Origin of the sequence: Pantoea sp. JK (assembly GCF_026130245.1) — a bacterium.
GTDB lineage: Bacteria > Pseudomonadota > Gammaproteobacteria > Enterobacterales > Enterobacteriaceae > Pantoea > Pantoea trifolii.
In genome coordinates this window covers 209,181-223,772 of sequence record NZ_JAINFN010000004.1, presented here as the reverse complement: position 1 = coordinate 223,772, position 14,592 = coordinate 209,181, and the positions used below count along the sequence as shown (strand labels likewise).

Here is a 14,592-nt window from a genome sequence, read left to right as displayed (position 1 = left end):
TAACTGCAAAACCTCTATTGCGCGGTACCCACCACCTGGCGGACATTAAACTAAGAGAGAGCTCTATGAATCCTGAGCGTTCTGAACGCATTGAAATCCCCGTGTTGCCGTTGCGCGACGTGGTGGTTTATCCGCACATGGTAATTCCGTTGTTTGTTGGCCGGGAAAAATCGATTCGGTGCCTCGAAGCCGCGATGGATCATGATAAAAAGATCATGCTGGTTGCACAGAAAGAGGCTTCAACGGATGAACCTGGCATTAACGATCTCTTCTCAGTAGGGACCGTCGCTTCTGTATTGCAGATGCTGAAACTTCCAGATGGCACGGTAAAAGTGCTGGTTGAAGGTTTACAACGCGCGCACATCAGCACGCTGGCTGATAATGGCGACCATTTCGTTGCCCAGGCCGAATACCTTGTCTCGCCAGAAATTGAAGAGCGCGAGCAGGAAGTGCTGGTACGCACGGCCATCAACCAGTTTGAAGGCTACATCAAGCTCAATAAAAAAATCCCACCTGAGGTCTTAACCTCCCTCAACAGCATCGACGATGCGGCCCGTTTGGCCGATACCGTCGCAGCGCATATGCCGCTGAAACTGGCTGATAAACAGTCCGTGCTGGAGATGTCCGACGTCAATGAACGTCTGGAATATCTGATGGCGATGATGGAATCAGAAATCGATCTGCTGCAGGTTGAGAAGCGTATTCGCAACCGCGTTAAAAAGCAGATGGAGAAAAGCCAGCGTGAGTACTATCTGAATGAGCAAATGAAAGCCATTCAGAAAGAGCTGGGCGAAATGGATGATGCGCCGGATGAGTACGAGGCGCTGAAACGTAAGATTGAAGCGGCCAAAATGCCGACCGAAGCGCGTGAAAAAGCCGAAGCTGAGCTGCAGAAGCTGAAGATGATGTCGCCGATGTCTGCAGAAGCGACCGTGGTGCGTGGCTACATCGACTGGATGGTTCAGGTTCCGTGGGTGGCGCGCAGCAAGGTGAAAAAAGACCTGCGTAAAGCGCAGGAAACGTTGGATATCGACCATTACGGTCTGGAACGCGTCAAAGACCGCATCCTTGAGTATCTTGCGGTGCAGAGTCGCGTCAGCAAAATTAAAGGCCCAATTCTGTGCCTTGTTGGACCGCCAGGCGTGGGTAAAACCTCGCTGGGACAGTCGATTGCTAAAGCTACCGGACGTAAATACGTGCGTATGGCGCTGGGTGGCGTGCGTGATGAAGCGGAAATCCGCGGACACCGTCGTACCTACATCGGTTCTATGCCAGGCAAGCTGATCCAGAAAATGGCAAAAGTGGGCGTTAAAAACCCGCTGTTCCTGCTGGATGAGATCGACAAAATGTCTTCTGACATGCGTGGCGATCCGGCTTCAGCGCTGCTTGAGGTGCTGGATCCTGAGCAGAACATTGCGTTTAACGATCACTACCTGGAAGTGGATTACGATCTCTCTGACGTGATGTTCGTGGCGACTTCAAACTCCATGAACATCCCGGCGCCGTTGCTCGACCGTATGGAAGTGATTCGTCTTTCCGGTTACACCGAAGATGAAAAGCTAAACATCGCGAAGCAACATTTGCTGCCGAAGCAGATTGAACGTAATGCGCTGAAAGAGAAAGAGATCACCGTCGACGACAGCGCGATTGTTGGTATCATCCGCTACTACACCCGTGAAGCGGGCGTGCGTAGTCTGGAACGCGAACTTTCCAAGCTGTGCCGTAAAGCAGTGAAAGCGCTGCTAATGGATAAGTCGAAAAAGCACATCGTAATTAATGGCGACAACCTCAAGGATTTCCTTGGCGTGCAGCGCTTTGATTATGGTCGCGCAGAGAGCGAAAGCCGTGTGGGTCAGGTGACCGGTCTGGCGTGGACGGAAGTGGGCGGCGATCTGCTGACCATCGAAACCGCCTGCGTGCCAGGTAAAGGTAAGCTGACGTATACCGGTTCGCTGGGCGAAGTGATGCAGGAATCGATTCAGGCGGCGCTGACTGTGGTGCGCGCGCGTGCAGAGAAACTGGGCATCAACGGTGATTTCTACGAGAAACGTGACATCCACGTGCACGTACCCGAAGGTGCGACGCCGAAAGATGGTCCGAGCGCAGGTATCGCCATGTGCACCGCGCTGGTGTCATGCTTAACCGGTAACCCGGTGCGTTCTGATGTGGCGATGACCGGTGAAATCACCCTGCGTGGCTTGGTTCTGCCGATTGGTGGCCTGAAAGAGAAGTTGCTCGCGGCACACCGTGGCGGCATCAAAACCGTGCTGATCCCGGACGAAAACAAGCGCGATTTGGAAGATATTCCACAGAACGTGATTGCCGATCTCGAGATTCATCCGGTGAAGCGTATTGAAGAAGTGCTGAACCTGGCACTGGAAAATGCGCCTTACGGCATGCAGGTTGCGACCGCAAAATAGTGATTAGCGACATAAACCGCTAAAAAGCGAAGCTGGCAGGCAAAATGGTGCTTGCCAGCTTTTTTTTGTGCCGCTAACTTAGTGGGCTGCTGGATCAACGATTGAGATGAATACCGTTGTTTCAGCTCCACAGGCTTGATATAACTGGCTGCGCGTTCGCACCGGGCGGGAAGCGCGGGTGCGATGTGAATAATAAAAGAGGGGATGAAGAGAGTGAATAAGTCACAGTTGATCGACAAAATTGCTGCAGATGCTGATATTTCTAAAGCAGCAGCGGGACGTGTTTTAGATGCATTCATGGACTCCGTTACCGAAGCTCTGAAAGGCGGAGATGAAGTGGCACTGGTTGGTTTCGGTACTTTCTCTGTACGTGAGCGTGCAGCTCGCACCGGCCGTAACCCACAAACGGGTAAAGAGCTCACCATTCCGGCTGGTAAAGTTCCGGGCTTCCGTGCAGGTAAAGCACTGAAAGATTCCGTCAATTAATGACCGCTGATACATCCATTGAAGCATTTTCTTCCGTGGATTGAGGACGCAAAAGCCGTTCTCATGTAACATACGGGCACATCATTTTTGATGTGCCTTTTTTATTCTTGATGCGCGACGATAGCCTTTGGTTGTTGTCTCCGCATGGTTGCCAACTGCCAGCCTGAACAGCAGTTGCACGATGATGACATCGTGTTAGAGCTTTACATTCACACTACAGCGGAGTGTTGTCATACCATGATGGACAATTTACGCGCGGCGTCGAATCATGTCGTGCTCAAGATTATTCTGGGATTGATCATCCTGTCTTTCGTACTCACCGGGGTGGGCAACTACCTGATCGGTGGCGGCGGTGATTATGCTGCTAAAGTGAACGGCCACGAGATCAGCCGTGCAGAGCTGGAGCAGGGTTTTAACAACGAGCGCAATCGTCAGCAGCAGATGCTGGGCGATCAGTTCTCGCAGTTAGCCAGCAACGAAGGCTATATGCAGCAGATGCGTCAGCAGGCGCTGTCGCAGCTGATTGATCAGGCGTTACTTGATCAGTACATCAAAGATCTGCACATCGGCATCAGCGATGATCAGGTAAAACAGGCGATCTTCAATCAGAAAGCTTTCCAGACCAACGGTAAATTCGACAACGCCAAATACAGCGGCCTGATCACCAGCATGGGCTTCACGGCTGATCAGTATGCTGAAGCGCTGCGCAAGCAGCTGGCGACGCAGCAGCTGATCAACGCGATTGCTAACACCGATTTCATGCTGAAAGGCGAAACCAGCAAGCTGGTGGATCTGGTGTCCCAGCAGCGTGAAGTGCGTCAGGCGGTGATTGATGTCAACGCGCTGGCGGCTAAACAAACGGTCAGCGACGACGAAGTCAGCCAGTATTACCAGCAGCATCAGAATAGCTTCATGGCGCCTGAGCAGTTCCGCGTGAGCTATATCAAAATGGATGCCGCAAGCATGCAGGAAACGGCCAGCGAAGCAGACATTCAGAGCTGGTACGATCAACACAAAGCGGATTATTCACAGCCACAGCGTAATCGCTACAGCGTGATTCAGACTAAGACGGAAGCCGATGCTAACGCCGTGGTTGATGCATTGAAGAAAGGCGAAGATTTCGCCGCGCTGGCGAAAAGCAAATCTATCGACCCAATCTCAGCCCGCAAAGGTGGCGATATGGGTTGGCTGGAGCCGAGCACCACGCCAGACGAGCTGAAAAACGCCAATCTGACGCAGAAAGGCCAGCTTTCCGGTGCCATCAAATCATCGGTTGGCTACCTCGTGGTGCGTCTGGATGATATTCAGCCGGAGCAGGTTAAACCGCTGGCCGATGTTCATGACATCGTTGCCGATAAAGTGAAGCAAGAGAAAGCGGTTGATGCCTTCTACAAAATTCAGCAGAAAGTGAGCGAAGCAGCCAGCAACGATAACGAATCGTTGGCCGGCGCGGCGCAGGCTTCCGGCCTGAAAGTGGTAGAAACCAATTGGATCACCCGCGATAACCTGCCAGACGAGTTGAACTTCGATCAGGTTAAGCAAGCCATCTTCAACGGTGGTTTAGTGGGCCAGAATGGTGCGCCGGGTAACAACTCCGACATCATCTCTGTGGATGGCGATCGTGCCTTTGTGCTGCGCATCAGCGAGCACAAACCGGAAGCGGTGAAGCCGTTGGATCAGGTGAAAGCGCAGATCGTCGACTCGCTGAAGCATGATAAAGCAACGCAGCAGGCAAAAGCGCAGGCAGACAAACTGCTGGCCGATTTGAAAGCCGGTAAAGCAGATGCACTGAAGGCTGCAGGCTTAACGCTCAGCGCCAGCAAATCGTTTGATCGTAATGCGCAGGATCCGGTGGCTCAGTCGGCCTTCAATCTGCCACAACCTGCCGACAATAAACCGTCGTGGGGCGTGAGTGAAGATATGCAGGGCAATGTGGTGCTGATCGCGCTGGATAAAGTGAGCGCGGGCAACATGCCGCAGGCGCAGATCGATGAGATGGTGAAAGGCGTAACGCAAAATAACGCGCAAATTGCCTTTGAAGCGCTGCTGGAAAACCTGCGTAAAGAGGCGAAGATTAAGTACGGCGCCGCCGCACAAAACCAGTAAGCCTCACAAAAAAAGTTAAACCACTGCAATACCCGAAAGGCCGCTTATGCGGCCTTTTCCATTTCTGTGATTGTCCTTTTGAGCGTTGAATTGAGCTGTGACACCCTGCTGTTGCTGTCAAACACAAGGAGAAACACAGCATGGTGAAATCAACGTTTCAAGCCCTCTGCATTACGCTGGCGCTGGGCGGCGCAGTTTATACCACCGGACTGGCGGCTGCCGAAAGTCCCAGTGAAACGCAGGCGACGCAAGTCTCCACGCCAAACGAAGGACAGGTCAGCATCAATTCAGCCACAGCCGAACAGCTCGCAGCCGGTATGAACGGCATCGGACTGAAGAAAGCGCAGGCCATTGTCAGTTATCGCGAACAATACGGCCCGTTTACCGCCATTGAACAACTCAAGGAGGTGCCGGGTATCGGTAGCGCACTGATTGAGCGCAACAGCGCTCGGCTTAAACTGTGAAGCGTCTCGCGACTTTGAAGGATTGAAAAAGCCCGGATTCAGGCTGTGCTATGCTCAACAGGTCTTACCAGTTGTCATTCTCAGCCTGAACAGGAGCAATAATGCAAACCACAATTAAAGTGCGCGGTTATCATCTGGATGTTTATCAGCACGTGAATAACGCGCGCTATCTGGAGTTTCTGGAAGAGGCGCGCTGGCAGTGGCTGGAGGATGTCGATGCGTTTCATTGGCTGATGGAGCAGCAGCTGGCGTTTGTGGTGGTGAATATCAACATCAACTATCGTCGTCCGGCGGTATTGGGCGACGTACTGAACATTGAAAGTGAAGTATCTCAGCTCGGCGGTAAAAGCGGCATCATTACGCAGCGTGTCTTGCTGGCGAGTGATAATTCGGTGGTGTCGGATGCCGCACTGACCTTTGTCTGTATCGATTTGCGCACGCAAAAAGCGGTGCCGTTGGAAGGGGAGTTACACCAGCGTCTGGCATCGTTGATGGTCGAAAATGAATAACTGGCGCCGATGACGCCAGTTTACCCTGCGGTCTGAATCAGTTGAGGCCGCTTTTCTCTTTCATCGCTGCCATCACCGCTGACGCATTCGCCTGATAATCTGCCAGGCCACGGGCGCGTAGATGGCAGGCCGCGCATTCGCCGCAACCATCACCTTTTACGCCGTTATAGCAGGTAAGCGTTTCAGCGCGTACCAGCGGCAGCTGCTGCCAGTAATCGGCCAGCGCCCAGGTTTCGGCTTTGTTCAGCCACATCAGCGGCGTTTCAAAGCGAATATTGCGCGCCATGCCGAGGCTGACCGCGCTATTGAGTGCTTTAACAAACTCATCGCGGCAATCCGGATAGCCGGAGAAGTCGGTTTCGCATACGCCGGTGATCACCGCTTCAGCTTCCACCTGATAGGCATAAATGGATGCCAGCGTCAGGAACAGAATATTGCGGCCCGGCACAAAGGTGCTCGGCAAACCGCTGGCATTCGGATCGTAGGTTGGCACGGGAATGTTGTCGCGCGTCAGGCTGCTGACGGCTAACTCATTGAGCAGCGTAACGTCGAGCACTTTGTGCGCCCGTGCGCCAAGCTTGTGTGACAGTTCTGCCGCAACTTCGATCTCTTCACGATGGCGCTGGCCGTAATCAAAAGTAACGCAATGCACTTCATCATAGTGTTGCAGTGCCTGAATTAAACAGGTGGTGGAGTCTTGCCCGCCACTGAATACCACAACGGCTCGTTTCATTTTTTCTTCCTCTAAAATCTGTGCGCTTATGGTACTGGCTCGGATGCAGGCTGAACAGCGCTAGCTGTGGTTGGCGGCGGAATCCAGGCGCGGGTGAAATCAAACCAGCCCAGGCTATTCAGCTGGATGCCTTCCACGCCGGGCGGGGCAAATACCTGATAGCGATAGTTAAACAGCGGCAATAAATGGCCGTCGCACATCAGCTGCTGAAACAGTTGCTGAGTCAGTTCGCTACGCTGCAATGCATCAGGCTGTTGGGCAATGGCGCTCAGCGGCGTTTGCAGGACCTGTTCGCGCAGCGGATGCCAGACCGGATCGTTCTCCAGCCAGTTCACCAGCGTAAACAGCGGTGCATCGCCAATCAGCCGATCGCCCATCACCACATCGGCCTCATTGAGATCGATATCGTCACGCCAGCTTTTTACGTCATGAAAGACGCAGGTGAGGGTGCAGCCGTGTTGTGCCAGCAGTGGAATCAACGCCTGCGCCATCACATGCAGTTCGACCGGCAGGTGGTAATGCAGCGTTAGCGTCGGCGGCAGTGAAATTCTCTCTCTTACTGCGCGCGGTACCGGCCAGCCAGGCAGCAGTTCATGGCTCGGTGTAATCAACCCCTCATCCAGTGGCAATTGCTGAATCACGCCGCTGCGCTGAATCAGGGCAATCAGCGATTGGGCCTGTTCGGCACTGAAGTGCGCCGAGATGCGTGGCGCCAGATAGCAAAATCCCAGGCTGATACTGCGATCAACCGGACGCAGCGAACCGAGCTCGTCAGGATCGCCAATGGCGATTTGTACCGGATGGCTACAGCTGGTGCCGAGATCACGATCAAACAGCTGCGGAGTGATCCAGTATTCCATCCGCTGGATCAATGGGCGCTGCAGATGCCAGCGCGCATGGCTCTCCAGCCGCACCATTTCGGCGGTGAAGTGCGTGAGTTTCCACGGCCCGCTACCGACATCGGCGAATTCAGGATGAGGTAACAGACTGAATTGGTGCGCCAGCCGCTGCGGCAGCCAGTAATCGCTTTCACGCAGTTGTATGTGTATCGCCAGCGGATGCGGCGCTTCAATCCGTTCAATCGCTGCCAGCAGCCGCGAGCCGCGCGGGGATAGAATGATCTGCTGCAGCTGCTCAACCAACTGCGCCGCCTGCACCGGTTCATCGTTATGCCAACTGAGCTGTGGGCGCAACCAGAAGTACCAGTCACGGCCGCTGGCATCGTGCTGCCAATGGTGCGCGATATCGCCTTCAACATCGTTATCGCGAAAGCGCGTAAGCCCGGAGAAAACCTGGCGCGCCAGATGTTGCTCGGCGCGTCCGGTTAGCTGTAGCGGACGCAGCGGCTCCATCGCGCGGTAATAAGGAATGCGCAGCACCGGCGATTGATTCTGCCACTGACCGCCCATTAGCGGCCGCAGCATTTTCACTAATCGCTCGGGATGCAGATCCAGCACCTGCAATGCCTGTACCGCCTCGCCAGCGTCGAGTTGCTGCGTTAACAGCTGCTGGCGCAGCTGCTCCGGCGACAGCAGGAAAGTCAGCTCGCCCTGTTTGCCACGCCCGGATTCTCCGCGCCAGTTCAGCCAGCCGGCATCCTGCCACTGCCGCAGCAGCGTGCGCACATGGCGCTCGCTGCAAAAGCAGTGTTGCGCCATCGCAGCGACGCTGAGGCGTTGCGTTTCGCCGTGGCTGAGTTGCCACAGGCGCTGGAATTGATTAACCCGATGAAGTTCGCGCATCGCTAAACCCGGAACAGTTTTGTAAAAGTATTCACTATTAGTTCCGTAATTACCAGGCGATAGTAACTGCCTCACTCAGACAGGAGAATTCGCATGGCTCGCCTCGCGGCATTTGATATGGATGGCACGCTGTTACTGCCTTCGCACCGGTTAGGAAATGAAACGCTGACAAGCCTGCATGCGTTGCATCAGCGCGGTGTTACGTTGGCGTTTGCCACCGGGCGTCATCTTATGGATATGCAGCGAGTACGCGAACAAATCACCTTGCCTGCGTGGCTAATTACCGGCAACGGCACGCGCATTCACGATCTGGAAGGCAATCAGCTTTACGGCTGCGATTTATCGCCATCAGTGGCGGAAGAGGTGATTCATACCCATTGGCAAACGCCCGCCTCGATTCATATTTTCAATGATGAAGGCTGGTTTACCGATAAACCGCTGATCGGTGCGCTGGAAGCGCATGCGATGAGCGGCTTCCACTATCAGCTGCGTAATTTGCGTCAGATGTCGGCGCATGAAGTCACCAAAATCTGTTTTATTGCGCCGCATGAAATGTTGCAGGTGTTAAGAAGTGAATTGCAGGATGCGTTAGGCGATCGGGCTAACATTTGTTTCTCAGCCTGGGATTGCCTGGAAGTGTTGCCGGTTGATTGCCATAAAGGCGCGGCGTTGGGACGTCTGTGCCAGCATCTTTCGCTGTCGCTGGCGGAGTGTATGGCGTTTGGCGATGCCATGAACGATCGCGAAATGCTGGAGCGCGTTGGCAGCGGTTTCATTATGGGCAACGCCATGAATCAACTGAAAGCGTCGTTGCCCCATTTACCGATTATCGGACATTGCGAGACACAGGCGGTGTCTCACTACCTTAATCACTGGATGACCACACCACACCTCGATTATTCCCCCGAATGCTGAGGCTTACAGTGAACCGGACAGGACGTCCGGTTTTTTATTGCAGTTCCCGCACCCAAGGCGCAATCTCGCCGATATTCTGCTCTACCCACTGCGCATTGTAATAGGTGTCCGGATAGCGCTCACCGCTGTCACACAGCAATGTTACCAAAGATCCCTGCTCGCCGTTTTCCCGCATGCGTTTCGCCACCTGCATCATGCCCCAGAAGTTGGTGCCGGTTGAGGCGCCAGGACGACGTCCAAGCACCTTTTCCAACTGCAGCATCGCGGCGATGGTCGCGCCATCCGGCACTTTCATCATCTCGTCAATAACGTCGGGTAGAAACGACGGTTCGACACGCGGACGACCAATGCCTTCAATCAGACTGCCGCGTTCGCTGCGCAACGTTTTGTCGCGGCTGTGCCAGTAGTCAAAGAACACCGAATGTTGCGGATCGACCACCAGCAGGCGCGTGTCATGGCCCTGATAGCGGATATAGCGGCCCAGCGTTGCCGAGGTGCCGCCGGTACCGGCGCTCATGATCACCGTATGCGGCACCGGGAACGGTTCGTGTGACATCTGGCGGAAAATGCTTTCGGCGATATTGTTGTTGCCGCGCCAGTCAGTGGCGCGCTCGGCGTAGGTGAACTGGTCCATAAAGTGGCCATTCAGCTCACGCGCTAAACGCTCGGATTCGCTGTACAGCTGGCAGGGATCGGCAACGAAATGGCACTCGCCACCGTAAAAACCAATCATCTCGATTTTGCGTTTTGCGGTGCTGGCCGGCATTACGGCGATAAACGGCAAACCAAGCAGGCGCGCGAAGTAAGCTTCCGATACCGCAGTACTGCCGGAAGAGGCTTCAATTATTGGCGTATTTTCGTGGATCCAGCCGTTCGCCAGACCATAGAGAAACAGGGAACGCGCCAGGCGATGTTTTAAGCTGCCGCTGGGATGCGTGCTTTCATCTTTGAGATAGAAGTGAATGCCAGGAAAATCATCCAGCTTAAAGCGGATCAAATGCGTATCCGCCGAGCGCTGAAAATCGGCGTTAATTTCATTGATGGCGTGGCGAACCCAGGGCGTTTGCATGTGGTATTTCCGTAATCATTATTGCGCACAGTGTAAGGCACTGGCAGGAAAAAGAGGTTGCTAAAACCGCGCTATAATGGCGAGATTAGAGAAAAATTTTCTCCCGGAGTGGCAAATGTTAGATAAAACTGACCGCACGTTGCTGGCAATACTGCAGCAGGATTGCACCTTGTCGCTGCAGACGTTGGCCGATGCGGTGAACCTCACCACCACGCCGTGCTGGAAACGCCTGAAAAAACTGGAAGATGATGGCATTATTCGTGCGCGCGTGGCGCTGGTGGACGGCGAAAAAATCGGTCTGTCTCTCACTGCCTTTATGTTTGTCAAAACCCAGCAGCACAGCAGCGAGTGGTTTAAGCAATTTGTCGCCGTGGTGCAGCAAATGCCGGAAGTGATGGCGTTTTATCGCATGGCGGGCGAGTACGATTATTTGCTGCGCATTCAGGTCGCGGACATGAAGAGTTATGACAGCTTTTATAAGCGTCTGGTGAACGGCGTGCCAGGACTGATGGATGTGACCTCCAGTTTTGCCATGGAAGAGATTAAATACACCACCGCCTTGCCGGTAGCGCCCTAGCGGGCACAGAAAGAGACACGCTTGTGCAATTATTCAGCCAGTTAAGTTGGTATTTCCTGCGCGAGTGGCGGCGATATCTGGGCGCCGTCAGCTTGCTGATCGTTATTGCCTTACTGCAATTACTGCCACCGCATGTGGTTGGCGTGATTGTCGACGGCGTTACCCAGCATGATTTAAGCGCCGGGCAGATCTTTATGTGGATCGGCGTGATGCTGGTGACGGCGGTGATCGTCTATCTGCTGCGCTATGTCTGGCGCGTGCTGCTGTTTGGCGCATCCTACCAATTAGCCGTTGAGCTACGTGAAGATTTCTATCGTCAACTCAGTCGTCAGCATCCGGCATTTTATCTGCGCCATCGCACTGGCGATCTGATCGCCCGCGCCACCAATGATGTGGATCGCGTGGTGTTTGCCGCCGGTGAAGGCGTGCTGACGTTGGTGGATTCGCTGGTGATGGGATTGGTGGTGCTGATTGTGATGAGCACCCAAATCAGCTGGGAACTGACGTTACTGGCGCTGATCCCGATGCCGATTATGGCCTTCGCCATTCAGAAAGATGGCGCACGCCTGCATCAGCGCTTCAAAGTGGCGCAGGCGGCGTTCTCCAGCCTGAACGATCAAACCCAGGAAAGCCTGACCAGCATTCGCATGATCAAAGCCTTTGGCCTCGAAGATCATCAGTCGCAGCAGTTTGCTGGCATCGCTGCCGATACCGGCAAGAAAAACCTGCATGTGGCGCGCGTGGATGCGCGTTTTGATCCGATCATTTATATCGCCGTTGGCTTCTCCAACCTGCTGGCGATTGCCGGTGGCGGCTGGATGGTGTGGAACGGCAGCTTGACGCTCGGGCAGCTTACCAGCTTTGTGATGTACCTCGGCCTGATGATTTGGCCGATGCTGGCGCTGGCGTGGATGATCAACATCGTTGAGCGCGGCAGTGCGGCGTGGAGTCGTATCCGCTCCTTGCTGGCGGAAGCACCTGCAGTTGAAGATGGCGCGAAAGTGTTGCCACCCGAACCTGGCGTAATGCAGGTTGCCATTCGTGAGTTTCGCTATCCGGCCAGTTCTGGTCCGGTGCTGAGCCATGTTAACTTCCAGCTAAAACCGGGCCAGATGCTCGGCTTATGCGGGCCAACCGGCTGCGGCAAGAGCACGCTGCTAAGCCTGATTCAGCGCCACTTCGACATCGATCAGGGCGATATTCGCTACCACAATACGCCGCTGCCGCAATTGCGACTCGATAGCTGGCGCAGTCGGTTGGCGGTGGTCAGCCAGACGCCGTTCCTGTTCTCCGACACCATCGCCGCCAATCTGGCGCTGGGTCGCCCGAATGCGACGCAGCAAGAGCTGGAGCGCGTGGCAAGCATGGCCTGCGTCCACGACGATATTCTGCGTCTGCCACAAGGTTATGAGACCGAAGTGGGCGAGCGCGGCGTGATGTTATCGGGCGGACAGAAGCAGCGCATTGCGATTGCACGCGCGCTGCTGCTGAATGCGGAAATCCTGATTCTGGATGATGCGCTGTCGGCGGTTGATGGTCGCACTGAACATGACATCCTGCATAACCTGCGCCAATGGGGCAAAGGGCGCACCTTAATTATCAGCGCGCATCGTTTGTCGGCGCTCACCGAAGCCAGCGAAATTCTGGTGCTGCAGCAGGGCGCCGTGGCGCAGCGCGGCGATCATGACACTTTGGCGGCCAAAGAGGGCTGGTATCGCGAAATGTACCGTTATCAGCAGCTGGAAGCCGCGCTGGATGATGATGAAGTGGCAGAAGGAGCAAGCCGTGGCTAAATCACAACGTTTATGGCCGACGCTGAAACGTCTACTGGCGTATGGCAAACCGTGGCGTAAATCGCTGTGGCTGGCGGTCAGCATGCTGTGGATTGCTGCGGCGGCCGAAGTGACCGGGCCGGTGTTGGTGAGCTACTTCATCGATAATCTGGTGGCGAAACATCAGATGCCGTGGGGCATCGTCGGCGGCCTGCTGGTGGGCTTTATCCTGCTGCAATTGCTGGCTGCCGGTCTGCACTATTTCCAGGCATTGCTGTTTAACCGCGCGGCGATTGGCGTGGTGCTGCAATTACGCGTGGACGTGATGAACGCGGCGTTGCGCCAGCCGCTTAGCGCCTTCGATACGCAGCCGGTCGGACAAATTATCTCGCGCGTTACCAATGACACCGAGGTGATCAAAGATCTCTACGTTACCGTGGTAGCAACGGTGTTGCGCGCCGCCGCGTTGATTGGTGCGATGCTGGTGGCGATGTTCTCCCTCGACTGGCGCATGGCGCTGGTGGCGATCGTAATTTTCCCGCTGGTGCTGACGGTTATGCTGATTTATCAGCGCTTCAGTACGCCGATTGCGCGTCGCGTGCGCAGCTATCTGGCGGACATCAACAACGGCTTTAATGAAGTGATCAACGGCATGAGCGTGATCCAGCAGTTCCGCCAGCAGGCGCGCTTTGGTGAGCGCATGGGTGAAGCCAGCCGTTCGCACTATCTGGCGCGTATGGAAACGCTGCGGCTGGATGGTTTTTTATTGCGCCCGTTGCTGAGTCTGTTTTCGGCGATGATTTTGTGCGGTTTGCTGATGCTGTTTAGCTTCGCCACGCCGGGCGTGTTTGAAGTTGGCGTGCTCTACGCCTTTATTACCTATCTTGGCCGCCTCAATGAACCGCTGATTGAACTCACCACGCAGCAGTCGATGCTGCAACAAGCGGTGGTGTCTGGCGAGCGCATCTTCGAACTGATGGATGCAGAGCAGCAAGGTTACGGCAGCGATATTCAGCCGCTGGCCTCGGGCAGCATTTCGCTGCGCGATGTGAGCTTTGCCTATCGCGATAATCGCGATGTGCTCAGCAACATCAATCTTGAAGTGCCCGCGCGTCATTTTGTTGCGCTGGTGGGGCATACCGGCAGCGGGAAAAGTACGCTGGCGAATTTGCTGATGGGCTATTACCCGGTGACGCGCGGCAGCATTGAGCTGGATGGTCGCCCGCTGCCCCAGCTGTCGCACGCCGCCTTACGTCAAAGCGTTGCGATGGTGCAACAGGATCCGGTTGTGCTGGCGGATTCGCTGCTGGCCAACGTGCGTTTGGGGCGCAATATCCCGGAAGACCAGGTGTGGCAGGCGCTGGAGACGGTGCAGCTGGCACCGCTGGCGCGCAGCATGGCAGACGGCATCCATACGCGTTTAGGCGAGCAGGGCAATAATCTGTCGGTTGGGCAGAAACAGCTACTGGCGCTGGCGCGCGTGTTGGTGTCATTGCCGCAGATCCTGATCCTCGACGAAGCCACGGCCAATATCGATTCCGGTACGGAACAGGCGATTCAGCACGCGTTACGTGCACTACGCCAGCACAGCACGCTGGTGGTGATCGCGCATCGCCTTTCCACCATCACCGAAGCCGATCAGATTTTAGTGCTGCATCGCGGTCAGGTGGTGGAGCGCGGTACGCATGCTGAGCTGCTGGCCGAGCAGGGCCGCTACTGGCAGATGTATCAGCTGCAGCAGGCCGGCGATGAACTCGCGGCGGGCATCCCCGTACAAGCTGAAGGGTGAATTGCACCTT

At 55.1% G+C, this 14,592-nt stretch carries 12 protein-coding genes; 9 read left to right on the top strand and 3 right to left on the bottom strand.

All coding sequences use genetic code 11. The features are described from left to right. Nucleotides 1-65: 65 nt before the first annotated feature. From lon to PanJK_RS11460, 5 genes are all read left to right on the top strand, one after another. Nucleotides 66-2,420, top strand: coding sequence for an endopeptidase La (gene lon, locus PanJK_RS11480; protein ID WP_265299749.1), 2,355 nt, complete (start codon nucleotides 66-68; stop codon nucleotides 2,418-2,420). A 213-nt stretch (nucleotides 2,421-2,633) separates the two neighbouring features. Then, nucleotides 2,634-2,906: a nucleoid-associated protein HU-beta gene (hupB, locus tag PanJK_RS11475; RefSeq protein WP_036648244.1), complete on the top strand. Its 273-nt coding sequence runs from the start codon at nucleotides 2,634-2,636 to the stop codon at nucleotides 2,904-2,906. 237 nt (nucleotides 2,907-3,143) lie between these two features. Further along, nucleotides 3,144-5,012, top strand: a complete 1,869-nt coding sequence (gene ppiD, locus PanJK_RS11470) for a peptidylprolyl isomerase (RefSeq protein ID WP_154191760.1) — start codon at nucleotides 3,144-3,146, stop codon at nucleotides 5,010-5,012. Nucleotides 5,013-5,152: 140 nt separating this feature from the next. Further along, a complete protein-coding gene (locus tag PanJK_RS11465; protein WP_008103924.1) occupies nucleotides 5,153-5,476 on the top strand; it encodes a ComEA family DNA-binding protein in 324 nt (107 codons plus the stop codon). 101 nt (nucleotides 5,477-5,577) lie between these two features. Next, nucleotides 5,578-5,985, top strand: coding sequence for a YbgC/FadM family acyl-CoA thioesterase (locus PanJK_RS11460; RefSeq protein WP_256695802.1), 408 nt, complete (start codon nucleotides 5,578-5,580; stop codon nucleotides 5,983-5,985). 37 nt (nucleotides 5,986-6,022) lie between these two features. On the opposite strand, the gene queC is transcribed toward PanJK_RS11460, so the two are convergent. Further along, entirely contained in the window at nucleotides 6,023-6,718 is a 696-nt protein-coding gene (queC, locus tag PanJK_RS11455; RefSeq protein ID WP_256695804.1) for a 7-cyano-7-deazaguanine synthase QueC, read from the bottom strand. 26 nt (nucleotides 6,719-6,744) lie between these two features. Next, a complete protein-coding gene (locus PanJK_RS11450) occupies nucleotides 6,745-8,460 on the bottom strand; it encodes an SgrR family transcriptional regulator (protein ID WP_265299741.1) in 1,716 nt (571 codons plus the stop codon). 93 nt (nucleotides 8,461-8,553) lie between these two features. Here PanJK_RS11450 and cof point away from each other — a divergent pair, with 93 nt between their 5' ends. Next, nucleotides 8,554-9,375, top strand: a complete 822-nt coding sequence (cof, locus tag PanJK_RS11445; protein ID WP_265299739.1) for an HMP-PP phosphatase — start codon at nucleotides 8,554-8,556, stop codon at nucleotides 9,373-9,375. Nucleotides 9,376-9,409: 34 nt separating this feature from the next. Here the strand turns inward: cof and PanJK_RS11440 are convergent, their stop codons facing one another. Further along, on the bottom strand, nucleotides 9,410-10,444 hold the full coding sequence (locus PanJK_RS11440; protein ID WP_256695807.1) for a PLP-dependent cysteine synthase family protein: 1,035 nt from the start codon (nucleotides 10,442-10,444) through the stop codon (nucleotides 9,410-9,412). A gap of 115 nt (nucleotides 10,445-10,559) precedes the next feature. Here PanJK_RS11440 and PanJK_RS11435 point away from each other — a divergent pair, with 115 nt between their 5' ends. The 3 genes from PanJK_RS11435 to PanJK_RS11425 are packed head-to-tail and all read left to right on the top strand — an operon-like array spanning nucleotide 10,560 to nucleotide 14,582. Continuing rightward, on the top strand, nucleotides 10,560-11,021 hold the full coding sequence (locus PanJK_RS11435; RefSeq protein ID WP_256695808.1) for an Lrp/AsnC family transcriptional regulator: 462 nt from the start codon (nucleotides 10,560-10,562) through the stop codon (nucleotides 11,019-11,021). A 23-nt stretch (nucleotides 11,022-11,044) separates the two neighbouring features. After that, complete coding sequence (locus PanJK_RS11430) at nucleotides 11,045-12,814, top strand: SmdA family multidrug ABC transporter permease/ATP-binding protein (protein WP_265299732.1); 1,770 nt, start codon at nucleotides 11,045-11,047, stop codon at nucleotides 12,812-12,814. After that, a complete protein-coding gene (locus PanJK_RS11425) occupies nucleotides 12,807-14,582 on the top strand; it encodes a SmdB family multidrug efflux ABC transporter permease/ATP-binding protein (protein WP_265299730.1) in 1,776 nt (591 codons plus the stop codon). Before PanJK_RS11430 ends, PanJK_RS11425 begins: the two co-directional genes overlap by 8 nt. Nucleotides 14,583-14,592: the final 10 nt, after the last annotated feature.